Genomic DNA, 22,676 nt, shown 5'->3' on the forward strand with positions numbered 1-22,676 from the left:
TCAGGCCTTGGCCGCGGTCTTGTTCAGGAACGCCAGCACGGACTCGCGATGCTCGGTGCTGGTGTAGCAGATGCCCTGCGCCTGGCTGCCCTGCGCGAAAACCTGGTCGGCCGGCAGTTCGAAGCTCTGGTTCAGGATGGACTTGCCGAGCGCCAGCGCCGTGGGCGAGCCGTGGCTCAGCTCGGCCGCCCAGCCGCATGCGTCCGACAGCAGGGCTTCCGGTGCGCTCAGGCGATCGGCGATGCCCAGTTGCAGCGCTTCGGCCGCGTCCACCTTGCGCCCGCTGAAGATCAGCTCCTTTGCCTTGGAAAGGCCCGTGCGGCGCGGCAGGAAGTACATGCCGCCGCCATCGGGGATCAGCCCGCGGTGGATGTAGGACCAGGCAAAGCTGGCGCCCTCGGCGGCGATCACGAAATCGCAGGCCATGGCCATGTCGGCACCGAGCCCGGCCGCCGAGCCGTTGACGGCGGCAATGGTGGGCTTGGGCATGTCGTGCAGCAGCGCCACCGAGTGGTGCACGCGTTGCTGGCGTGCCCAGCCGTTGAAACCAACCTCGCCCTGCGGCGCGTCCATGCGCTTTTGCATGCCCGCCACGTCGCCGCCGGCGCAGAAGCCCTTGCCGCTGCCGGTCAGTACCAGCGCGCGGATCGCGCGGTCGGCGCCGACGCGTTCCAGCGCGTCGATCAGTTCGGTGCGCATGTCATCGGTGATGGCGTTGCGCTTGTCCGGGCGGTTGAGGGTCAGCACGGCGATGCCGTCGCGCGTATCCAGCTGGATGAAGGAATAGTCGTTCATGGTCTGTCTCTTTGTGTATTCGCCGGTCCCCGCCGCCTGCGAGCGAGCGGGCGAGCGCGGCGGCTGCCGGCAATGCTTCGGGATGGCTTAGTTCAGTGTGATGTTTGCGTCTTTGACGACCTTGCTCCAGCGCACCTGCTCGCCATGCACATAGCGCCCGAACTCCTCCGGCGTGCCGGGGCTGACGATCAGCCCCTCTGACTCGGCGCGCTTGCGGAAGGCTTCGGTGGTCACGGCTTTCTTCGCCGCCGCGTTCAGGCGAGCGATCACCGGAGCCGGGGTGCCGGCCGGGACGAACAGCCCGTACCAGCTCTCGGCCACGTAGCCGGGCACGCCGCTCTCGGCGATGGTCGGCACCTTGGCCAGGTCGGGGCTGGCCGAGCGTTGCGCGCTGGTGACCGCGAGCGCGCGCAGCTTGCCGGATTCCAGCAGGTTGCCGACAGCGGAGGCGGTGGCGAACATCAGGTCGACCTGGCCACCGAGCAGGTCGGTGATGGCCGGGCCCGCGCCGCGGTAGGGAATGTGGTTGAGATCGACCTTGGCCAGGCTCTTGAACAACTCTCCTGCCAGGTGCGCAGAAGTGCCCGGCCCCTGCGAGGCGAAGGAGATCTTGCCGGGCCTGGCGCGCGCGGCGCTGATCAGGTCCTGTACCGTCTTGTAGGGACTGTCCGGGCGCACCACCAGCACATTGGGCGAGCGGCCGACCAGCACCACCGGCGAGAACGCCTTGTCGGTGGCATACGGCAACTTGGGTTGCAGGCTCGGGTTGACTGCGTGCGCGAACGTGGCCATGACCAGCGTATAGCCGTCGGGCGCGCTCTTGGCCACGTTGTCGGTACCGATGATGGTGCCGCCGCCGGGCTTGTTGTCGACCACCACCGGCTGGCCCAGGTCCTGCGACATGGCCACGCCCATGGTGCGCGCGATCAGGTCCGTGCCGCCGCCCGGCGAGAACGGCACCACGATACGGATTGGCTTTTCGGGGAAGGCCGCCATGGCGGCGGCCGGCAGGCACGCGGTAGTGCCGAGGGCCAGGCTGGCCCACAGCAGCGCCAGTCTCCTGGCGGCGCGAAGCGGAAGGGAATGCACTGTCGTCTCCTTGGAATCCGGTGCGCCGCGGACAACTGCCGCGACGCACCGCTTGTTGGAGACGAGAATAGGCCCGCGCCAGCCGATTTGCAGCCCTTCAATTCCACAGACCGGAATTGAATCGGCGGCGGCCGGACGTGCCGGTCAGTCGTTCACGGTCAGTCGCTCATCTTGGCGCGATCCGTCGACATCTGCATGGGCATCATGTTGACGTTGGCGTTATGCATGACCCACAGTGAACCCGCCACGATGATGGCGATCAGCAGCGCGCTGCAGATGAAGATCGCGGTGTTCTGGCGCTGGTCGCGCGCGGTGCCGATGTGCAGGAAGAACACCAGCTGCACCAGCAACTGCGCCACGCACAGCCCGACGATGGCCGCCAGCCCCATGTGCCTGGGCACCACTTCCAGCATCACGGCGCCAAAGGAGGCGAACGTCAGCAGCACCGAAAGCACGAAACCGACCACATAGCCCTTGAAGCTGCCGTGCGCGGCATCGGCGGCGCCGGCCGCGTGAAGGTGATTTGTCTTCATACGAACTCACGCAGGTAAACGAAGGTAAAGACGCAGATCCAGATCAGGTCCAGGAAGTGCCAGAACATGCTCAAGCAGTTGAGCCGGCGGCTGGTGATGCCGTCCAGCCCGAAGCGCTTGAGCTGGTGCATCATCACGGCGATCCACACCAGGCCGCATGTCACGTGCAGCCCGTGCGTGCCCACCAGCGTGAAGTACGAGGACAGGAACGCGCTGACGCCGGGCCCCGCGCCCTTGTGCAGCAGCTCGGCGAATTCGTACACCTCCATCGCGATGAAGGCGGCGCCGAGCAGGAAGGTCACGCCCAGCCAGCGCACCACCAGGTGGCTGCGGCCGGACTGCATGTACAGCATCGCCACGCCGAAGGTGAAGCTGCTGAGCAGCAGCAGCATGGTCTCGCCCAGCACGAAAGGCAGCTCGAACAGCTCGCGCCCGCTCGGCCCCCCGGCGGTATTGCCGACCAGCACGCCGAACGTGGCGAACAGCACGGCGAAGATCAGGCAGTCGCTCATCAGGTAGATCCAGAACCCGAGGGTGGTCTTGGATCCGTCGTCGTGATGATGCTCGTGGGCGTGCTCGTGCCCGGCATGCCCGGCGTGTCCATGCGCATGCGCGTGGGCAGTCATCGTGTTGCTCATGATTTACGCCGCCTCCTGCAGCTTCGCATAGCGCGTGTTTTCGATGCGCTCGACTTCCGCCGCGGGGACGAAGTAGTCCACGTCGCGGTTATAGGTGCGCGCGATAAAGGTGCCGATCACGCCGGCCAGCGAGACGATCGCGACCAGCCACATATGCCAGACCAGCGCGAAGCACAGCACCAGGCTGAAGCCCGAGATGATCACGCCCGCGCCGGTGTTCTTCGGCATGTGGATGGCCTCGTAGCGCGCGGGCTGCACGTAGGCGCGGCCGCTCTCCTTGTCGTCCCAGTGCTGCTCGAGAGACGTGATGTGCGGCACGTGGGCGAAGTTGTAGAACGGCGCCGGCGAAGCGGTGGCCCATTCCAGGCTGCGGCCGTCCCACGGATCGCCGGTGGGGTCCATGTTCTGCTTGCGGTCGCGCACGCTGACGAAGAGCTGGATCAGCAGCGCCACGATGCCGGCCCCGATGATCACCGCGCCGCACAGCGCCACCACCAGGTACGGGTGCCAGTCCACGTTGGCGTAGTGGTTCATCCGGCGCGTCATGCCCTTGAAGCCGAGCACATAGAGCGGCATGAAGGCGAGGTAGAAGCCCACCAGCCAGCACCAGAAGGAAATCTTGCCCCAGCGCTCGTTGAGCGTGAAACCGAACACCTTGGGGAACCAGAAGCTCATTGCCGCCAGGCAGCCGAAGATCACGCCGCCGATGATGACGTTGTGGAAGTGGGCCACCAGGAACAGGCTGTTGTGCAGCACGAAGTCCGCGCCCGGCACCGCCAGCAACACGCCGGTCATGCCGCCCACCGCGAAGGTGACCATGAAGCCGATGGTCCACAGCGTGGACGAGTGGTAGCGGATACGCCCGCGGTACATCGTGAACAGCCAGTTGAACAGCTTCACCCCGGTCGGGATGGAGATGATCGAAGTCATGATGCCGAAGAAGGCATTGACGTTGGCGCCCGAGCCCATGGTGAAGAAGTGGTGCAGCCAGACGAAGAACGACAGCACGCCGATCGACGAGGTCGCGTACACCATCGACTTGTAGCCGAACAGCGGCTTGCCCGAGAACGTCGAGATGATTTCCGAGAACGCGCCGAAGCACGGCAGGATCAGGATGTAGACCTCGGGATGGCCCCAGACCCAGATCAGGTTGATGTACATCATGGCATTCCCACCCAGCTCGTTGGTGAAGAAATGCATGCCCAGGTAGCGGTCAGCGGTCAGCAGCGCCAGCGTCGCGGTGAGCACCGGGAACACGGCCACGATCAGGATATTGGTGATCAGCGCGGTCCAGGTGAAGACCGGCATCTTCATCAGGTTCAGGCCAGGCGCGCGCATGCGCAGGATGGTGACGATGAAGTTGATGCCGGTCAGCGTGGTGCCCAGCCCCGATATCTGCAATGACCATATGTAGTAGTCGACCCCCACCGTCGGACTATAGCCAAGCTCGGACAGCGGCGGATAGGCAACCCAGCCGGTGGCCGCGAAGTCGCCGACGAACATCGACAGCATCACCAGCACCGCGCCCACCGCCGACAGCCAGAAGCTCAGCGAATTGACGAAGGGATAGGCCACGTCGCGCGCGCCGATCTGCAGCGGCACGATCACGTTCATCAGTCCGAGGATGAACGGCGTCGCCACGAAGAAGATCATGATCACGCCGTGCGCGGTGAAGATCTGGTCGTAGTGGTGCGGCGGCAGGTAGCCGGCCGCGTCGCCATAGGCGAAGGCCTGCTGCACGCGCATCATGATGGCGTCGGCAAAGCCGCGTAGCAGCATCACCAGCGCCATGATGATGTACATCACGCCGATCTTCTTGTGGTCCACCGAGGTGAACCACTCGGTCCACAGGTACTTCCATTTGCCGAAGTACGTGATGGCGCCGAGCAACGCGGCGCCGCCCAGCATGACGACGGCCAGCGTACCCATGATGATGGGCTCATGGTACGGAATGGCGTCGAGGTTCAGTTTTCCAAACATGGCTTATAGCTCCGTGGCCTTGGCGCTGGTGGCCGGGAAGGTGGCCTGCGAGAGTTCCCGGGAGACCGGCTTCGGTGCAGGCGTCGATACGGGCGTCGATTCAGGCTTCGATGCCGCCTCCAGTGTGGCCGGGCTGTTCGCGCGGCAAATCGCGTCGCCGCTCTGCATGTACTTGTTCACCACGCCGGCGAACAGCGCCGGCGTCACGGTGGAGTACAAGGTGGCCGGATCCTTGCTGCTGGGAAGCTCGAGCGCGCGGTAGGTCTTCTCGTCGAGCGGCCGCGCTGCCTTCCTGGCTTCGGCGATCCAGCGGTCGAAGTCGGCGCGCGAGGTGGCGAAGGTCTTGAAGTGCATGTCGGAGAAACCCGCCCCGCTGTAGGCGGCGGACTGTCCGAGATAGACGCCCGGCGTATCGGCGATCAGGTGCAGGCGCGTCTGCATGCCCGCCATGGCGTAGACCTGGCTGCCGAGCTGCGGGATGAAGAAGGAGTTCATCATCGATTCCGCGGTCAGCCTGAAGCTGATCGGCGTATCGACCGGGATCGTCAGCTGGTTGAGCGAGGCGACGCCGTACTGCGGATAGATGAACAGCCATTTCCAGTTCAGCGCGACCACCTCCACCTCCACGGGCGCGGTGGCTGACTCGATGGGCCGGTAGGGATCAAGCTTGTGGGTGCTGCCCCAGATCAGGAACCCCAGGAACGCGACGATGACGCACGGGATCGTCCACACCACGACTTCGATCGCGGTGGAGTGCGCCCACTTCGGCGCATAGGTGGCGCTGGTATTGGAGGCGCGGTAGCGCCAGGCGAAATACAGCGTGAGCAGGATGACGGGGATCACCACCATCAGCATGAGCGCCAGCGAGATGACGATCAGCGATTTTTCCTGGTGCCCGATGGCGCCCTTCGGCGAGAAGAGTTCCATCGAGCAGCCGCTCAGCAGCAGCGCGGCCGCGGCACCGCAAGCCAGCGCGGAGCCCGGCATCCTGCCGGCCCACGCCTGTGCCCGGGCATATAGGGAGCGCCGGATTGCCATGGCTGGCCCGGCCGTCGATTTGCGCATATCTGGATCACCTTAGTTATGCACCACATAACCTATGCACTTGTCGGGACGGGATGCCACGGCATGCTGAATACATTGCTGCGGAAGATTGCTGCGGGCGACAGCCGCCGGGAGGCGGGAGGAGCATACAAAACGGCTCAATGTATGGCTTTATGCGATGCGGAGCCGGATAATAAGGTAAGACAAAAGCCATACATCAAGGGTTTATGCCTAGAAAATCCAACCTACAAGACGCCGGCAACCGTCCCGCCTGGTTGCCGGATTTCCGCCCGGGCAAGGGCGCCCGCTACCTGCAGGTGGTGGCCGCCATGGAACTGGCCGTGGGCGACGGCAGGCTCAATCCCGGCGACCGGCTGCCGCCGCAGCGCCAGCTGGCGGAACTGCTGGACGTGGACCTCACCACGGTGACGAGGGCGCTCGCGGAGGCCAAGCGCCGCCACCTGGTCGAGGCACGCGGCGCGCTTGGCACCTTCATCGCGGCGCCCACGGTGGAGCTTGCGCAGATGGTGGACCTCAGCATGAACGTGCCGCCGCCGCCCGAAGGGCTGGACTTCGACGACCTGCTCCGGCGCGGCATGTCGCAGGTGCTGCTGCGCACCGACGCCAACCTCCTGATGACCTACCAGCTCGGCGGCGGCAGTAGCCCCGACAAGGCCGCCGGCGCCCTCTGGCTCGCGCCGATGCTGGGCAGCGTGGCGCCCGCGCGGCTGATCGCCTGCCCCGGCGCGCAGGCCGCGCTGGCCGCGCTGATCCTCGCGCTGACGCCGCCGGGCGGCGTCATCGTCACGGAGCCGCTGTGCTATCCCGGGCTGCGCCTGGCCGCCGAACAGCTGGGCCGCCAGGTCGTCACCGCCGCCGCGGACGACCAGGGGATGCGCCCCGATGCGCTGGAAGCGGCGTGCCGCGAGCACGGCGCGCGCGTGGCTTACCTCAACCCGACTTCGCAAAACCCCAACACACGCACCATGCCGGCGCAGCGGCGCCGCGACATCGCGCGCGTGGCGGAACAGCGCGGCATCGCCGTGATCGAGGACGACCCCTACTGGCTGCTGACGCCGGACGCGCCCGCGCCGCTCGCGAGCTACTCGCCCGCCCACGTCTACTACATCGCCACGCTGTCCAAATGCCTGAGTCCCGGCCTGCGCACCGCCTACCTTGTCACGCCGCCCGCCGCCGACCAGGACGCGGTGCTGGCCGCGCTGCGTTCGTTCGCGCTGATGTCCACGCCGCTTTCCACCGCGCTGGCCACGCAATGGGTGCATGACGGCTCCGCCATTGCGCTGCTGGACCAGATACGCGCCGAATGCGCCGCCCGGCATGCTCTCGCGCGCCAGATGCTGGGCAGCCTGGGCCACCCGCCTTCGGCCGGCATCCATATGTGGCAGGCGCTGCCGAGCTACTGGACCTCGCGCGAACTGACGCAGGCGGCGCATGCGGAGGACCTGCGCGTTACCGCCTCCGATGCGTTCCATGCGGGACCGAACCCGCCCAATGCGATCCGCATCTCGCTGGGCGGCGTGAAGGAACGCGCGCGCCTCGGGCTCGCCCTGAAGAAGCTGGCGGACCTGCTGGCGCGCATGCCGCGCCCGCACCGGGAGATCGTGGTGTAGTGGCTTGCGGTGGCGTGCGGTGGCGTCGTGCCCGTGCCGGCACGGCGGCGCTGATCCGGTCGTATTCGCCGGATCTGATTCTGTTCGCGCGCGCGGCGTGGCCGTAAAGTCCGCCCATCCAGACCTTCTTCCCGCACGACCTCTCTCCCCTTGCCATGCCTTGCCGGGGGACGGGGCGTCTCGTCCTCACGATGTACCAACTGTTCGTTTCAAAAGGATGCCCGGCCTGCGCCACGCTGGTCCTGTTCATGCAGGACGCAGGCCTCGAACACGAAGTCCTTGAACTGGAGTCCCCGCGCCACGCGGCGGAAGTGCTCCCCTTGCTCGGCGACGCGGAGCTGCGCTGCCCTGCCCTGTCCATCGGCGGCGAATGCGCCACCGGACTGGCCGATTGCCTGCAACTGCTGGCCACGCATCATCCCGCGCTCGGCACCTTCGACCGCGCGCGGCTCTCTGCTGCGCAGAGAGACCTGGTGGACGGGGTGCTCAGCAGCCGCATGCTGATGGYGCGCACCGGGAAATCGTTCTCGGCCGCGCTGCTCGCGCTGGCGGACGCCATGCGCGAATGGACGGCCTGCGTCTCGCAGTCGCGCCATCACCTCGGCCTCGCCGTGCCCTACTTCGACCTGGGAATGGCCGGCAGGCTCGCCTCGGGCTCGATCCGGGTGTGGGAGATGGCTGGCTTGCAGGAGGCCGCGCGGCAGGCAGCGAGCCGCTTCCCGCGCAGCTTCGAGAACGAGTACCTGGACCGCCTGCGGCGCAAGCGCAGCTGGGTCTACTGGAGCGGGGCGGCCGGCCTGGCCGGCGCCCGCTAGGTGAGGCAGGCCGGGCCCTGCGGGGCCTCGCCGCCTTAGACGCCCAGGCGAGCCTTCAGGGCTTCGGTATCCATCGCCCCTTCGAAGCTCTGGACCTGGCTGGCGTCCGCGCCGAACACGCCGAACGGCACGCTGGTGATGCCCAGTCGCAGGAAGTATTCGGTATTGGCCTTCACCTGGGCCAGCGCCTGCGCCGAGAGTGCCTGGCCGGCGGTATCGAGGCCGCGTTGCGGCGTGCCCAGCGTGGCCTCGTGACTGTCCATGGTCTTCACGGCATCCTTGCTGTCCAGCAAGGCCGCGCCCTGCTGCGCGGAGCGTTCCGGCGTCAGCAGCGCCACCGGGATCCAGGTGAAGTGCACGGTCGACATCAGCGGTGCGGCCGCCTTCCAGAGTTCGCCGCAATGCGGGCACTGCGGATCGAAGAAGATGTAGACCTTCTTTGCGCTCAGGACGTTGCCGGCGCTGAAGCCCTTCGTCGCCGCGGCGACGGCGTCCACCGAGAGCGTGGCGGCCTGCTGCGCGGCCGCCGGCGCAGAGGCAGCGCCCGGCGCATCGGGCGCGGACTTCCCGCAGGCGCCGAGGGCCAGGGCGAGCAGGGTCGGCAGGAGAATTCTTGCGGGCAGCTTCTTGGCGTGCAGGATGGTGGCGTGCATGTCGACGGATAGGGAAAGGGGTTCGAATCGGGCCTGTGCCGGCCCGGACGGATCGGTTCCCAGTGTACGTGCCGAGGCACGCCGCCGAAGCCTGACCAGTACGAATCGGCCATCTCACCGCATAGGACAGGTCCTAAGTTGCGTCGATTTGACGCACCCGGTGCCGCCGCGGAAGCCCCCCTCCGATACCATGCGTGCCGCTGCCGGCACGCCGGAAGCGGCACGCCGCGCCGACGCAGGTCAGCGCCAGGCCGGCAATGAAGCGGGAATCTCCGTTGGCGTAAGCGGTGTGACCCGCCGGGCCTTGAAGCAGTTCCCCGCCCGCCGCTCGTCAGGAGCCGCCAGCCGGCAGTCGCCTGGCATCGCCGTCCCCGGGGCGTCGGCTTCCGAACCGCGCCGAGCCGATGCGCATGCCGCCGCTATCGGGCCGGAAGATCCGCCGCCACCAGCCCGACCGCCTCCACCTCGATGGCAAAGCCATAGTGCAGCTCCGGCACCGGGACCACCGCCCGCGCCGGGCGCACCTCGCCCACCCAGGCTTCGTAGAGGCGGTTGAACACCGGCCACTGGCCGATATCCGTCAGGTACACGCGCACCTGCACCAGCTGCGACACGTCGCTGCCGCCGGCGCGCAATACCTGGGCGACGTTGTCCAGCGCCTGCTGCGCCTGCATCTCGAACGGCGCGTCGGCAAGCTTGCGGCCGTCCGCCGCAATCGGCAGCTGGCCGGAGACGAACACCATGCCGTTGGCGCATGCGCCATGCGAGTAGTGCCCGCCCGGCGGATTCATGCCGGCCGGATTGACGAAGCGTGCGCCGCTCACGGTGCGCCGCCCTGCACGAGGGTGGCGAAGCGCTGCAGGTCGACGTTGCCGCCCGACACCACCACGCCGACCCGCTTGCCGCGCACGTCGAGCTTGCCCTGCAGCACGGCGGCGGCGGCCAGGCAGCCGGTGGGCTCGACCACGATCTTCATGCGGCTGGCGAAGAACTTCATGGTCTCCACCAGCTCGGCATCGCTGACGGTCACGATATCGCTCACGCGCTGCCGGATCACGGCAAAGGTATGCTTGCCCAGGTGCTGGGTCTGCGCGCCGTCGGCGATGGTGCGCGGTGTGTCGATATGCACGATCTCTCCTTCGCGCAGGCTGCGCTGGCCATCGTTGCCGGCCTCGGGCTCCACGCCGATCACGGTGCAGCCCGGCGACATCGCATGCGCCGCCACCGCGCAGCCCGACAACAAGCCGCCACCGCCCAGGCACACCACCAGCATGTCGAGCGGGCCGGTTTCCTCGAACAGTTCCTTGGCCAGCGTGCCCTGCCCCGCCATCACGTCGACGTGGTCGTACGGCGGGATGAGCGTCATGCCGCGCTCGGTGGCGATGCGCAGGCTCAGTGCCTCGCGGTCTTCCTTGTAGCGGTCGTACATCACGATCTCGGCGCCATAGCCGCGCGTGGCTTCGATCTTCAGCGCGGGAGCATCCTCGGGCATCACGATCACCGCGGCCACGCCCAGCAGCTTCGCCGCGAGCGCGATCGCCTGCGCATGATTGCCCGACGAGAACGCGATCACGCCACCCGCCTTCTGCTCCGGCGTGAAGCGGGAAATGGCGTTGTAGGCGCCGCGGAACTTGAAGGCGCCGATGCGCTGAAAATTCTCGCACTTGAAGAACAGCTCCGCGCCGGTGGCGGCGTTGGCCGTGCTGGAGGTCAGTACCGGCGTGCGGTGCGCCGCCGGGGCCACGCGCGCATGCGCCGCGGCGATATCGTCGAAGGTGATCGGCAGGGAATCGGTCATGGTCGGAGGTAGCGATGGAGTGGGCGGAGAGCCGGGTTCGGAACACGGTGCGGTTTCGCGAAGGCTGCAAGGGCCGCAAGAGCCGCGCGGGTCGGGCCAACAAAGCAACGAGCGAAAGGGCACGGATATCCAGCACCGGATGGTCTGGATATTTTGTCTACATGAATACTATTTGTCAATCATCCCGGAGCGGCGAGCCCGCCATGTGGCGGCGACTTTACCGTGCATGGGCCGCTCCGGCGCCAGGGCGCCACCACGTTGACGCCTCATACAGAGCTGGATATTCTGTCCAGATGAAGAAAAAACGCACGCCACGCCGCACGCCGGAACAGCAGATCCTGCTGGAGCAGACCAAGAAAATCGCCGAAGGCCTGAGCGCCACCTTCGCGCCGTTCTGCGAAGTCGTGGTGCATGACCTGGGCGACCCCGAGCACGCCATCCTCGCCATCCACAACAGCCTGTCGCGGCGCGTGGTGGGCGATCCCGTCACCGATCTCGGCCTGGCGCGCATCGCCGATCCGGAATTCCCGCAGGTCATCGCCAACTACCCCAACCAGTTTCCCGACGGCCGGCAAGCCAAGAGCACCTCCATCGGCATCAAGGATTCCGAGGGCCGCTATGTGGCGGCGCTGTGCCTCAACGTGGACATGACCTTGTTCCGCAGCCTGCAGAGCATGCTTGGCCAGTTCGGCGCGGTCGACACCGACAGCGCTGCCGTGGAATCGCTCGATGCCGGCGGCGCCCACGCGATCCGCGCCCGCATCGACGAATTCGCCGCGCGGCTGTCGACCACGCCGCGCGCGCTGAAGACCGAGGAGCGGCGCAGCCTGCTGCGCGAACTGAAGGAAGCGGGAATGCTGGATATCCGCCGCGCGATGGAGACCGTCGCCGCGCATATCGGTGTGTCGCGCGCGGCCGTGTACACCTACGCGCGCTAGATGCGACGGGCGGCCGTGATCGGCACCAGCGGTGCCGGCCGCGCCAGGGCTAGCGGATAGCCCGTCCGGGGCCGCCCCGTTGCAGGGCAGCCCATCCATCCTGCAGCTTCAGAACGACGGCACCATGGCGCCCTTGAACTCGTTCTTCATGAACTGCCGTACTTCTTCCGACTGGTAGGCCGCCACCAGCTTCTTGACCCAGGGCTTGTCCTTGTCCTGCGTGCGCACGACGATGATGTTGGCGTACGGGCTGTGGATGTCTTCCAGCGCGATGGCATTGCGCAGCGGCTGCAGGCCTGCGGCCAGCGCGTAGTTGGTGTTGATCACCGCCGCCGCCACGTCGGGCAGCGCGCGCGCGAGCTGCGCCGCGTCGAGTTCGACGATCTTCACCTTCTTCGGGTTGTCGCTCACATCGAGCGGCGTGGCATTGACGCCGTTCGCGCCCGCGCCGGCCTTGAGCTTGATCACGCCCTGGGCCGCCAGCAGCAAGAGTGCGCGATTCTCATTGGAGGGATCGTTGGGCACGGCGATCTTCGCGCCCTGCGGCAGGTCCTTGGGTGACTTCAGCTTCTGCGAGTAGATGCCGAGCGGCGAGATATAGGTGTAGCCCACGCTGACCATCTTGTAGCCGCGCTGCTTGACCTGGCTGTCCAGATAGGGCTGGTGCTGGAAGCTGTTGGCGTCCAGGTCGCCAGCGTCGAGCGCGGCGTTGGGCTGCACATAGTCGTTGAATTCCACGACCTTGATATTGAGGCCTTCGCGCTTTGCCGCCTTCTGCACCACTTGCCAGACCTGGGCGTCCGGACCGCTCACGGTGCCCACGCGCAGGGTCTGTTCCTGTGCCACTGCGGCGCCCGATGCGGCGATGCCGAGCGCAGCGGCCGCGATGGCCAGGGTCTTGCGCAGCGAAGAGGAGGAAAGCGGGAAAGAATGCGAGATGGAGTGCGGGAAAGAAGTCATTGCAGTGTTCTACGTCGTAACCATTGGAGACTGGCCGGCCTGCATGCGATACGCGATGTGCGATGTGCGATACGCGATGCACGGCAAGCGGCTCAGTGCTCGCTCATTGTATGCGTTTCGACCTTCGGCGCGTCCTGCCAGCCACCGCCGAGCGCCAGGAACAGGTTGATCTGGTCCAGCGCGACCTGGCTTTCCGCCGCCGCCAGCGCGGCATCGGTGCTGGCCAGCGTGCGGTCGGCATCGAGGGTGTTCAGGTACGGCGAACGGCCGGCCTGGTAAAGCTGGCGGTTCTGCCGCGCCACCTCGCTGGCTTTGTCGCGCGCATCGCGCAATGCGGCGGCGCGCTCCAGTTCGCGCGTATAGCTGCTCAGCGCGGTCTGGGTCTCGCGCAACGCCTTGAGCACCACGCCGTCGAAATGCGCCAGCGCCGCCTCGGCGCCGGCCTCGGTGCCGTGGATGCGCGCGCGCGTGCCGCTGGTCGGGATGTTCCAGGTGATCAGCGGGCCGTAGCCCCAGTGCGCGGTGGGTGCCTGGCCGAGATGGTCCAGGATGCCGGTAAAGCCGGCCGACGCGCCGATACGGATGGACGGATAGAGATCCGCCGTGGCCACGCCGATCTTAGCGGTGGCCGAGGCCAGCTCGCGCTCGGCCTGGCGCACGTCGGGCCGGCGCTTGAGCAGCGCGGCGCCATCACCCACCGGCAGCGGCTGGCTCAGGTGCGGCTCTTCATGGCAGGCGTACTCCGCCTTCGACGCTTCGGTGGGCGGCTTGCCCAGCATCACCGCAAGGCGGTAGGCCGCGCCGTCCTGCTCGGCCTTGAAGCGCGGCAAGGCGGCGCGCAGCAAGTCGGCCTGGCCCTGGGCGCGCAGCAGATCGACCGGCTGGCCGCGACCGGCATCGACCAGCTTGCGCGCCAGTTCCACGCCGCGGTTTTGCAGGTCCAGCTGATGCTCGGCCACGGCGAGTTCGTGCGTGGCGGCGCAGCCCTGCACGTAGGCACGCACGGTCTCGGCCACCACGCCAACGCGGGCCTGGTCGAGCGCCGCGCCGCTGGCCTGCGCGCCGGCCAGCGCGGCTTCGTCGGCGCGCGCCAGCTTGCCAAAGAAGTCGATCAGGTAGGACACCCTGAAGCCGACATCGCCGAAGTTCATCACCGGGATCTTTTCTTCCTTGAGCAGCGGCTCGCCGGCGATCTGCCCGCGCTCGGCGCTGGCCGACAACCTGGCTTCCGGCAGGTTCTCGGCTTCCACTTCGTGATAGACCGCGATGGCGCGCTTGAGGTTGGCAGCCGCCACGCGCAGGTCGGTGTTGGCGACCAGCGCCTGCTGCACCAGCGCATCGAGTCTGGGATCGTCGTACAGGCGCCACCAGCCGTCCGGCACTTCGCCGACGGAGACGGCCGCGTTTTCCGAACCGATCAGCTTGCCGTTGGCCGCCGGCGCCTTGAGCGCGGCATTGTCCGGCACGCGGTAATCGGGGCCGACGGTGGTGCACGCGAACAGCAGCGGCACCAGGGCGGGCAGCAGGGCCAGGCGCAAGGTGTTCACTGCGCTGCTCCCTGGCTGGCCGCCGCCTTCACCGGCGTGGCCTTGCCATCATCCTGCACCCTGGCCTGCCGGCCCGGTTCGCGCACCGACACGGTGGCGGTACGGCCTGCCACCAGCCGCAAATCGGGCGGCGGCTCGTCCAGCACGATGCGCACCGGAATGCGCTGTGCCAGGCGGACCCAGTTGAAGGTCGGGTTCACGTTGGGCAGCAGGTTGGCGCCGTTGGTGCGGTCGCGGTCTTCGATACCCGCGGCAATGCTCTGCACGTGGCCGTGCAGCACGCGCGATTCACCCATGATGCGGATGTCGACCGGATTGCCGATATGGATGCCGTGCAGCTTGGTTTCCTCGAAATAGCCTTCCACGTGGAAGGAGTTCGAATCGACCAGCGACAGCACCGGGCGGCCGGTATTCACATAGTCCCCCAGGCGCGGCAGGCGGTCGTTGAGGTAGCCGTCCACCGGGCTGAGCACCACGGTGCGCTCGAGGTTGAGCCTGGCCAGGCTGACCGCGGCCTGCGCCTGCGCCAGCGCGGCCTCGCCGGCCTGCACCTTGGCCAGCCCTTCTTCCACCACTTCCTTGGACACCACCTCGGACAGGGTCTGGCTGCGCCGTGCCTCGCGGCGCGCCTGCGCCAGCGTGGCGCTGTGCGCGGCGGCCGTGGCCTGCGCCTGCTGCAATGCCAGCGCGAAGCGGTCGCGGTCGATCTCGAACAGGGGCTGGCCGCGCTTGACGAGCTGGTTGTCCTTGACCATGACCTTGGTCACCAGGCCCGATACGTCGGGCGCGATCTGCACCACGTCGGCGCGCACGTGGCCGTCGCGCGTCCATGGCGCGATCGTGTAGTAATCCCACAGGTGCTTGACGACGACCACCGCGACCGCGGTGACGACGAGGGTAAGGACGATAGGTCCGAGCGAACGAAGATTCAGTTTCATGACTGCAGCCGATACGCCAGGTAGACGACGCCACCCAGGACGATCACATAGAACGCCAGATTGAACAGCGACCGGTGCCAGACCAGCCGGTAAAAGCCCACGCGCGACAGCACGGCGCGCACGCAGGCGGTGATCAGGAAAGCCACCAGCATCCACGCCAGCAGGCTCGGGACAAACACGCCGTAGAGGTCGATCTCACCGCTCATTGCCGTTCGCCTCCTGCTTGGTAACCATTGTTCGCTTCCATGACTATTGTTGACCCTTGTCCGCTTCGCCCGCCGGGATGCCTGCCGGCGCGACGGCCGGCGGCGCGGCAAGCGGCGCCGCCGCGAACAGGGCCACATGCATCTCGACCAGGGCGGCGAAGGCCTCGCGCGAAGCCTGGTCGGCACGCGTGGCGACGGCCCGGATCGCCTTGGCCATGCGCTCGCGCAGCACCTGCGGCGGCGTGTTGGCACGGGCATCGAGACGCGCCTGGTAGTAGCTGGCCACGCCTTGCAGCACGCGCCCCACGGCATGCTGGTGCTCGGGCGCGAGGCCCGGCATCTCGCGCTGCAGTGCCAGCGTGCTCAGTTCCACCCGCACTTCGGAGAAGCCATCGCTGGACATCTCGTCTTCGCTGGCGGCCAGCCGCGGCACCAGTTGCGCCAGGCGGTCCAGCATGCGGGCGCGCAACTGGGCGTGCTCGCCCGGTTCGCGCCCGGTGGCGTTGCGCGCGATATCGTCCCAGCTGGCGCGAACCAGCCGGCGCGCCGCCACCTTGGTGCCGAACGGCCGCATCACCAGGGTCCACACCAGTGCGAACAGGATGCCTGCGATGCCGGCCACGTTGCCGTTGAAAAAGGCCTGGAAGTCCGCGCTGTACGCGCCCTGGATGCCGATATCGTTGGCCGTGATCACCGCCAGCGGCATGCCGATCAGGGCCAGCCGCGGCTGCGCCATCAGCACGCCGATCACCAGGTAGGGCGCGGAGAACATCATCACCAGCATCTCGAAGTCGTGCGCGTTGGGCAGCACGACGAACAGGTAGACGGTGGCGATCGCCAGGCACACCACGTTCCAGGTGAAGAAGGAGCGGATCTGCGGCGCGGGTTCATCCAGCGCGGCGAAGAAGCAGCACGAGATCGCGCCCAGTGCCACGGCGCCCGCGCCGTCCGCCCAGCCCGTCAGGATCCAGATCATGCCCATGCAGAAAATGGCGAGGGCCACGGTCACCGTGGAAAACAGCAGCATGCCGTGGTCGTAGTGGCGCGCGGCACCGACCTCCCAGCGCCGGAATGCCGGCGTCCACCCCGCATCGGGAGCCGTGCCGCCGACGCGGCCCTGCAGCGCGACGCAGTCCTGCCACAGCTCCATGAGCTCGCGCAGGCGCCCTTCGGCGGTGGCGGCCAGCGCATCGTGCCAGTCGGGCTCCGCCTGGCCGGGCGCGAGGCTGGCCTGCGCGTCTTCCATCGGCGCGGCCTGCGGCAACTCCAGCGCGGGCAGCGGCGCCCGCGCGCCGCCTTCGATCCACTTCGATACCCGCGCCATGTTCCGCGACAGCCGCTCCGGCACGCCGGCCGGATACTGGTGCAAGGCTTCCACCACCGCCGCCAGCGACGACAGCACCGGCAGCAGCATGGTCATGCGGCCGCGCAGTTCCTGCGCGTGCTTCACGCGCTCGGCGGTCTCGGTGTCGTAGGAAAGCTGGCTGATCAACTGGTCCAGCGCCAGGATGTCCGCTGCCAGCCGGTGCCGGCTGTGATGGCGCGAAACCTTGTCGGCAGCGTCCGCGCACAGCATGTCGGTCGCCCACAGCGCGGCATCGTTCAGCCACTGGGCCGTCTTCTCGCCCAGCACGGTGGACACCTTGGCCGGGAAGATGGTCGAGCCGACCACGCTCGCGCACAGGATGCCCAGGCAGATTTCCTCGGCGCGCGCCACCGCGAGATCGAAGACGCCGCCCGGGTCGTTCACCGCGGGCAAGGCCACCAGCGGCAAGGTATAGGCCGCCAGCATGAACACATAGCTGCGCGGCGTGCGATGCAGCAGTGCGATATAGAGCAGCACGCCGGTCCACAGCGCCACCGCCGCCATCAGCAGCGCCGGCGCGTTCACCAGGGGCGGCACCATCGCGATGGAGGCCGCCGCGCCGAGCAGCGTGCCCAGCACGCGGTAAAGCGCCTTGGAGCGCGTGGCGCCGGTGAGCGGATGCGCCACGATATAGACCGAGCCCATGGCCCAGTACGGGCGCGGCAGGCCCAGGTATAGCGCGAGAAACAATGCCAGCATGGCAGCGGCAAATGCTTTGAAGGAAAAGATCCAGTCTCTTCCGGTTGGCCAGCTGATCATTGCCTTCAGGACCCCGTGTTGCCGGAGGCGCCCGAAGTAGCCGACGAGGTCGACGAGGTCGACGAGGTCGCTGCGGCAGCGCGCGCCAGTGCGTCCAGGACACGCTGCGCGCCTTCGAAATCCCGCTCGCTGATGCCCGTGAACACCTCGGCGCGTACCTGCTTGAGGTCCACCTCGATCTTCGCGGCGAGTTCCTCGCCGGCGTCGGTCAGCCACAGCGCGTTGGCGCGGCGGTCGCTGGCGTCCACCTCGCGGCGCACCAGGCCCGCGGCGGAAAGCTGGTCGACCAGCCGTACCAGCGACGCGCCTTCCAGCCCCACGTAGTCGGCCAGCGTGACCTGGCGCACGCCACCGCCCAGGCGGCGGATAAACAACAAGGGCCCGGCGGCCGCGGCGGATATGCCATATGTGGTCACCGCGCCCTGGGAGATCTGGCGCCATTGGCGGCCGGCCAGCATGAGCTGGCCGGTGAAAGCGAAACGGAGGGCGTCGATAGCAGGCATGGGCGAATAATAGCAGGCAAATAGTTAGGTTGCAAACTATCATGCTGCGAATTATTCCGGACGCACCCACTGGTGTGCTGGTCTCAAGGCATGCGCCGCATTGCCGTCATTGCACCCGATCCGATATTCACGGCATATCGCTATCGTCAAATTTAATATTGGACACGTGTTGACGCGCGCCCTTAGCCTTTTGTAATAGAGCCGGCCATCGAACGCGTGAGCGGCGCCGCCGCATCGAGGCAACACAGAAAAAAGAACAAGGAGACCCGCATGACCAGCTTCCTGCGCTACGAGCAACAGGGCCATATCGTGACGCTGACCATGAACGATCCAGAGCGTCGCAACCCGCTCACCGGCAACACCGCCGTGGACGACTTCCTGGCGGCCATCGAGCGCATCCACCGTGACGGCAGCGTGCGTGCCGTGATCATTACCGGGGCCGGCACCGCGTTTTCGTCGGGCGGCAATATCCGCGACATGGAACGCCAGGCCTCGGGCCAGGTGCCCGGCATGGAGATCCGCCAGGACTACCGCTGCGGCATCCAGCGCCTGCCGCTGGCGCTGTTCAACCTGGAGGTGCCGGTGATCGCCGCCGTCAACGGCGCGGCCATGGGCGCGGGCCTGGACCTGGCCTGCATGTGCGATCTGCGCATCGCCTCCGAGCAGGCCCGGTTCGCCGAGAGCTTCGTCAAGCTCGGCATCATCCCCGGCGACGGCGGCGCCTGGCTGCTGCCGCGCATCATCGGCCTGTCGCGCGCGGCCGAACTCACCTTCACCGGCCAGGCCATCGACGCCCGCCAGGCCCTGGAATGGAACCTGGTCTCGCGCGTGGTGCCCGCGGAGCAGCTGCTGCCGGCCGCCAACGAACTGGCCGGGCGCATTGCCGCCAACCCGCCGCACGCGGTGCGGCTGGCCAAGCGCCTGATGCGCGAGGCAATGCACACGCGGCTGGATACCTTGCTGGAACTGTCGGCGGGATTCCAGGCGCTGTCCCACCAGACCGCGGATCACAAGGAGGCGGTGGCCGCGTTCCTGGAGAAGCGCACGCCGGTGTTCACAGGCAACTGAGCGGCCTGGCGGGGCGCCAGGCGTCCTGACGCCCCGCCCTCCGGCATCGGACACACCATTTGCACATCCTCGAGAACGCCATGCTCAACGGCGAAACCATCCGTCTCGACGGCGCAGTACGCATGACGCCGCGCTGAAGCGGGAACGGCCCGGCGGCACCACCGGCACGCCGGCCCTGCTGCACGCGCCCGACGACGGCGACGCCCTGCCCCGGCCGGACGGCAGGCGCGCGAGCGATCCGCCGCCGGCTGGCGTGGCCCGGCGCGAATCTGGTTATCATGGTCCGTTCGTCGCCACCGCACGCAGCAAGGCCGCCTCCCTATGCGAAACCGCATCAACGAAGAAATCACCTTCCGCAAGCTCGAAGTCCTGCTCGCCTACATGGAGGCCGGCAACCTGGCCAAGGCCGCCGAGGCGCTGGACGTGAGCACCGTCAGCGTGCACCGTGCGCTGCACTCGCTCGAGGAGGGCATGTGCTGCGCGCTGTTCCGCCACGAGGGCCGCAACCTGCTGCCCACCGAGGCCGCGCACGTGCTGGCCGAGGTGGCCACCGAGGTGATCAAGACCATGTCAGACGGCATCCGCTCCACGCGCGAGGCCGCCGGGTATTCGGCAGATCACCTCAAGATCGGCTCGCTCTATTCGCTGACGATCCGTACCGTGCCGGAGGTGGTGATCGGCATCAAGGTGCGGCGGCCCGCGCTGCAGGCCGAGCTGGTGCTGGGCTCCAACGCCGACCTGCTGTTCAAGCTCAAGCAGGGTGGCATCGACGCCGCGCTGATGGCCATGCCCGAGCCCGATCCGGATATCGAATCCATCCCCTTGTTCGAGGACGAGATCTACTTCGCGGCGCCGGCCGATTCGGCCTACGCGCGGCAGGCGTCGATCGACCTGCGCGCCTGCCGCGACGAATCCTTCGTCTCGCTCAGCGAAGGCTTCGTCACGTTCCAGGGCTTCCTGGAGGCCTTCCGCATCGCCGACTTCACGCCCAACGTAGTGATGAAGGTGGGCGATATCTTCTCGCTGATGAACCTGGTCAGCGGCGGCGTGGGCTACGCCCTGTTGCCGGGGCGCGTGCGCGACGTGCTGCCGCACAAGGTAGTGCTGATCCCGCTGTCCTCGCAGTACCGCTTGCGCCAGACCATCGGCCTGAGCTTCCTGCGCCGCCGCGAGCGCGATCCGAACCTGCTGGCGCTGGCGGCGGTGTGCCGCCTGGCGATGCGCCGGGAGGCATGACGCCGCCGGGCGGGCCCGCCTGGACGGCCCCGCCCGGCGGCCAGGGCAAGGCTGCCCTGGCCCGACTTCCTGGTCTGCGCCGGCACGGGCCGCCAACTTGAGACGAACGGGCATGTTATCGAGCCTGCCAGGCATCAACACCGCTGGCGGGCAGCCCTAGACTCCAGCCATCGATAGGCCCGGAGTGACCGAATGCCAGACCGACGAAATGCAGGCGCCGTGGCGCGCGCCCTGCGCACGACCCTTCTGACCGCTTTCTGGATGACATCTGCCATGACCGCTCACGCCGAACCGTCCGCAGGCCATCCGGCCGCGGTACTCACCCTGCAAAGCCGCTACGATTTCCAGACCACGATAGCGCGCTTCAAGGACACGCTGGCGGCACGCGGCGTGACCCTGTTTGCCGACATCGACCAGAGCGCGGCGGCGGCGGGCGCCGGGATGACCTTGCGGCCCACCCGCCTGCTGTTGTTCGGCAACCCCAAGGCGGGCACGCCGGTCATGGCGGCAAACCCGCACGCGGCGCTCGAGCTTCCGCTCAGGGCAGTGATCTGGGAAGACGAACAGCACGCCACGCACATCGACTATCAGGATGTGTCCGCAACCATCGATCGCCAGTACGGCATCGACCCTTCCCTGCTGGGCCCGCTGAAGCCGATACCCGCGCTGCTGCGCGGCATCGCCGGACAAGAATGAGCGCACACCATCAGCTGATCGTGCGGCCATAGCCTGCCGGCCCGCACAAGCGACACCGCCCGCCTCATCCCGGCGCCCCCGCCGGAGATGACGCGGGCGGCGGGCCGCCGCCACCTACCCCACCAGCGCCTTGGTCGCCAGGAACAGCAGCGACGGCCCCAGCAGGCAGCCCAGCCCGGTATGGAAAGTGGCCACCAGCGCACCATAGGGCACCAGGCGGCGGTCGGTCGCGGCAAGGCCGGCCGAGACACCGCTGACGGTACCCGCCAGCCCGCCGAACACCATGGCAGCGCGCGGATTGTTCAAGCCCAGGAAGCCTGCCGCCATGGGCGTGCCCACCATCACGATGATCGCCTTGATCAGCCCGGTGGCGATGCTCAGCGCGATCACGTCGGAACTGGCGCCGAGCGCCGCGCCGGTGACCGGACCCACGATGTAGGTCACCGCGCCGGCGCCGATGGTGGTCATGCTGACCGCGTCGCTGTAGCCGAAGGCGCGCGCCACGGCGGCACCCACGATAAACGGCAGGATGGTGCCCAGCAGCAGCGAGACCGCGCCCACCAGCCCTGCCTTGCGGGCTTCCGTCACCTGCACTTCGAAGGCGGTGGCGACGATGGCGAAATCGCGCAGCATGGCGCCGCCCATCAGGCCGATGCCGGAAAACAGCGTGATATCGGCCAGGCCCTTCTCCTTGCCGGTCACGATGCCGCCGTAGTAGGCGAGCACCAGGCCGATCACGATGGCGATGGCCGAGCCATGGATGCGCCCGAAGGTCAGCCAGCGCGACAGCCGCGAAGACAGCCACATGATGATGCCGACCGCGGCGAAGGCCGTGACCAGGCCGTTTTGCAGCAGGACGTTCTGGAGCAGATGGGAAAAAGAGTGCGGCATGATGGTCTACTCCTTAGTGCGCTGCGGGGCTGGGGGTTGCGTCGGGCGACTGCACGGGCGGTAGCGGCGCGTGGTCCCCGGTGCGGCTCAGCACGGCGATGCAGCAGGCCGACACCAGCACCGCGCCGAATGCCGCGATCAGCGCCACGGGTCCCCCGCGCAGGGCGGCGACCACGTTCTGCTGGGCCGCCATCGCCACGACCACCGGGATATACATCGCCCCCCAGAAGCCCACGCCGGCCTCGGTCTCCTTGGGCAGCAGGCCGCGCCCGTGCAGGTAGAGCCGTATCGAGATCAGCAGCAGCATGGCGATGCCCACGCCGCCGACATTGGCCTTCACGCCGATCGCGATGCCCAGCAATTCGCCCAGGTAGAGGCCGACGAGATGGCAGACCGCCAGCAAGGCGGTTCCGTAGATGATCATGGTGTTGTCTCCTGATGGCCTGTCGGCATATCCGCACGCAGGCCGTTTGTCAGTTTGCCGGTCGCCCCGCGGCGGGGACGGCTGGTGTGCCGGTGGCCGGGTGCATGCCCTGCACCCGTGGATGGCCCGGTATGGAATCAATCTAGGCAAGCTGACGCGGCGCATCAA

The 22,676-nt window shown here is 67.6% G+C and carries 23 protein-coding genes; 6 read left to right on the forward strand and 17 right to left on the reverse strand.

Annotated features, from left to right (window positions below):
• From AB4Z48_RS35680 to cyoA, 6 genes are all read right to left on the reverse strand, one after another.
• Positions 1-795 carry an enoyl-CoA hydratase/isomerase family protein gene (locus AB4Z48_RS35680; protein ID WP_441622822.1) on the reverse strand — a complete coding sequence of 265 codons (795 nt, stop codon included), beginning with the start codon at positions 793-795 and terminating at the stop codon, positions 1-3.
• 87 nt (positions 796-882) lie between these two features.
• Positions 883-1,884 carry a tripartite tricarboxylate transporter substrate binding protein gene (locus AB4Z48_RS35685; RefSeq protein ID WP_441622824.1) on the reverse strand — a complete coding sequence of 334 codons (1,002 nt, stop codon included), beginning with the start codon at positions 1,882-1,884 and terminating at the stop codon, positions 883-885.
• 158 nt (positions 1,885-2,042) lie between these two features.
• A complete protein-coding gene (cyoD, locus tag AB4Z48_RS35690) occupies positions 2,043-2,417 on the reverse strand; it encodes a cytochrome o ubiquinol oxidase subunit IV (protein WP_441622826.1) in 375 nt (124 codons plus the stop codon).
• On the reverse strand, positions 2,414-3,055 hold the full coding sequence (cyoC, locus tag AB4Z48_RS35695; protein WP_441622828.1) for a cytochrome o ubiquinol oxidase subunit III: 642 nt from the start codon (positions 3,053-3,055) through the stop codon (positions 2,414-2,416). The genes cyoD and cyoC overlap by 4 nt, the downstream gene beginning before the upstream one ends.
• 3 nt (positions 3,056-3,058) lie before the next feature.
• Positions 3,059-5,035: a cytochrome o ubiquinol oxidase subunit I gene (cyoB, locus tag AB4Z48_RS35700; RefSeq protein WP_441622830.1), complete on the reverse strand. Its 1,977-nt coding sequence runs from the start codon at positions 5,033-5,035 to the stop codon at positions 3,059-3,061.
• A 3-nt stretch (positions 5,036-5,038) separates the two neighbouring features.
• Entirely contained in the window at positions 5,039-6,022 is a 984-nt protein-coding gene (gene cyoA, locus AB4Z48_RS35705) for a ubiquinol oxidase subunit II (protein WP_441622900.1), read from the reverse strand.
• 284 nt (positions 6,023-6,306) lie between these two features.
• Between cyoA and AB4Z48_RS35710 the strand changes: the two genes are divergently transcribed.
• Positions 6,307-7,710 (forward strand): aminotransferase-like domain-containing protein, encoded by a 1,404-nt coding sequence (locus tag AB4Z48_RS35710; protein WP_441622832.1) that lies wholly within the window; start codon positions 6,307-6,309, stop codon positions 7,708-7,710.
• A 191-nt stretch (positions 7,711-7,901) separates the two neighbouring features.
• Positions 7,902-8,525, forward strand: a complete 624-nt coding sequence (locus AB4Z48_RS35715; RefSeq protein ID WP_441622834.1) for a hypothetical protein — start codon at positions 7,902-7,904, stop codon at positions 8,523-8,525.
• A 35-nt stretch (positions 8,526-8,560) separates the two neighbouring features.
• On the opposite strand, the gene AB4Z48_RS35720 is transcribed toward AB4Z48_RS35715, so the two are convergent.
• The 3 genes from AB4Z48_RS35720 to AB4Z48_RS35730 form a co-directional block, all read right to left on the reverse strand.
• Positions 8,561-9,178, reverse strand: a complete 618-nt coding sequence (locus AB4Z48_RS35720) for a DsbC family protein (RefSeq protein ID WP_441622836.1) — start codon at positions 9,176-9,178, stop codon at positions 8,561-8,563.
• 419 nt (positions 9,179-9,597) lie between these two features.
• Complete coding sequence (locus tag AB4Z48_RS35725) at positions 9,598-10,002, reverse strand: RidA family protein (protein WP_441622838.1); 405 nt, start codon at positions 10,000-10,002, stop codon at positions 9,598-9,600.
• Positions 9,999-10,976: a threo-3-hydroxy-L-aspartate ammonia-lyase gene (locus tag AB4Z48_RS35730; RefSeq protein ID WP_441622840.1), complete on the reverse strand. Its 978-nt coding sequence runs from the start codon at positions 10,974-10,976 to the stop codon at positions 9,999-10,001. The genes AB4Z48_RS35725 and AB4Z48_RS35730 overlap by 4 nt, the downstream gene beginning before the upstream one ends.
• Before the next feature lie 293 nt (positions 10,977-11,269).
• Between AB4Z48_RS35730 and AB4Z48_RS35735 the strand changes: the two genes are divergently transcribed.
• Positions 11,270-11,914, forward strand: a complete 645-nt coding sequence (locus tag AB4Z48_RS35735; protein WP_441622842.1) for a helix-turn-helix transcriptional regulator — start codon at positions 11,270-11,272, stop codon at positions 11,912-11,914.
• A 108-nt stretch (positions 11,915-12,022) separates the two neighbouring features.
• Here the strand turns inward: AB4Z48_RS35735 and AB4Z48_RS35740 are convergent, their stop codons facing one another.
• The 6 genes from AB4Z48_RS35740 to AB4Z48_RS35765 all read right to left on the reverse strand — a co-directional run bounded on the left by AB4Z48_RS35740 (position 12,023) and on the right by AB4Z48_RS35765 (position 18,193).
• Positions 12,023-12,874: a MetQ/NlpA family ABC transporter substrate-binding protein gene (locus AB4Z48_RS35740; protein ID WP_441622844.1), complete on the reverse strand. Its 852-nt coding sequence runs from the start codon at positions 12,872-12,874 to the stop codon at positions 12,023-12,025.
• Positions 12,875-12,966: 92 nt separating this feature from the next.
• Entirely contained in the window at positions 12,967-14,421 is a 1,455-nt protein-coding gene (locus AB4Z48_RS35745) for an efflux transporter outer membrane subunit (RefSeq protein WP_441622846.1), read from the reverse strand.
• The gene (locus tag AB4Z48_RS35750; RefSeq protein ID WP_441622848.1) at positions 14,418-15,359 is read right to left on the reverse strand and encodes an efflux RND transporter periplasmic adaptor subunit; all 942 of its coding nucleotides are present in this window, start codon (positions 15,357-15,359) and stop codon (positions 14,418-14,420) included. The genes AB4Z48_RS35745 and AB4Z48_RS35750 overlap by 4 nt, the downstream gene beginning before the upstream one ends.
• A complete protein-coding gene (locus AB4Z48_RS35755; RefSeq protein ID WP_441622850.1) occupies positions 15,356-15,565 on the reverse strand; it encodes a DUF1656 domain-containing protein in 210 nt (69 codons plus the stop codon). Before AB4Z48_RS35755 ends, AB4Z48_RS35750 begins: the two co-directional genes overlap by 4 nt.
• 43 nt (positions 15,566-15,608) lie before the next feature.
• Complete coding sequence (locus AB4Z48_RS35760; protein ID WP_441622852.1) at positions 15,609-17,690, reverse strand: FUSC family protein; 2,082 nt, start codon at positions 17,688-17,690, stop codon at positions 15,609-15,611.
• Between the two features lie 5 nt (positions 17,691-17,695).
• Positions 17,696-18,193 (reverse strand): MarR family winged helix-turn-helix transcriptional regulator, encoded by a 498-nt coding sequence (locus tag AB4Z48_RS35765; protein ID WP_441622854.1) that lies wholly within the window; start codon positions 18,191-18,193, stop codon positions 17,696-17,698.
• Positions 18,194-18,463: 270 nt separating this feature from the next.
• On the opposite strand from AB4Z48_RS35765, the gene AB4Z48_RS35770 reads away from it, so the two are divergent.
• From AB4Z48_RS35770 to AB4Z48_RS35780, 3 genes are all read left to right on the forward strand, one after another.
• Positions 18,464-19,261, forward strand: a complete 798-nt coding sequence (locus AB4Z48_RS35770) for a crotonase/enoyl-CoA hydratase family protein (protein WP_441622856.1) — start codon at positions 18,464-18,466, stop codon at positions 19,259-19,261.
• Positions 19,262-19,582: 321 nt separating this feature from the next.
• A complete protein-coding gene (locus tag AB4Z48_RS35775) occupies positions 19,583-20,497 on the forward strand; it encodes a LysR family transcriptional regulator (RefSeq protein ID WP_441622858.1) in 915 nt (304 codons plus the stop codon).
• A gap of 219 nt (positions 20,498-20,716) precedes the next feature.
• The gene (locus tag AB4Z48_RS35780; protein ID WP_441622860.1) at positions 20,717-21,193 is read left to right on the forward strand and encodes a DUF302 domain-containing protein; all 477 of its coding nucleotides are present in this window, start codon (positions 20,717-20,719) and stop codon (positions 21,191-21,193) included.
• A gap of 114 nt (positions 21,194-21,307) precedes the next feature.
• Here the strand turns inward: AB4Z48_RS35780 and madM are convergent, their stop codons facing one another.
• On the reverse strand, positions 21,308-22,084 hold the full coding sequence (gene madM / locus AB4Z48_RS35785) for a malonate transporter subunit MadM (protein WP_441622862.1): 777 nt from the start codon (positions 22,082-22,084) through the stop codon (positions 21,308-21,310).
• Between the two features lie 13 nt (positions 22,085-22,097).
• A complete protein-coding gene (gene madL / locus AB4Z48_RS35790; protein WP_441622864.1) occupies positions 22,098-22,508 on the reverse strand; it encodes a malonate transporter subunit MadL in 411 nt (136 codons plus the stop codon).
• Between the last annotated feature and the right edge of the window lie 168 nt (positions 22,509-22,676).

Source organism: Cupriavidus sp. 2TAF22, from assembly GCF_052115045.1.
In the GTDB taxonomy this organism is placed as follows: Bacteria; Pseudomonadota; Gammaproteobacteria; order Burkholderiales; family Burkholderiaceae; genus Cupriavidus.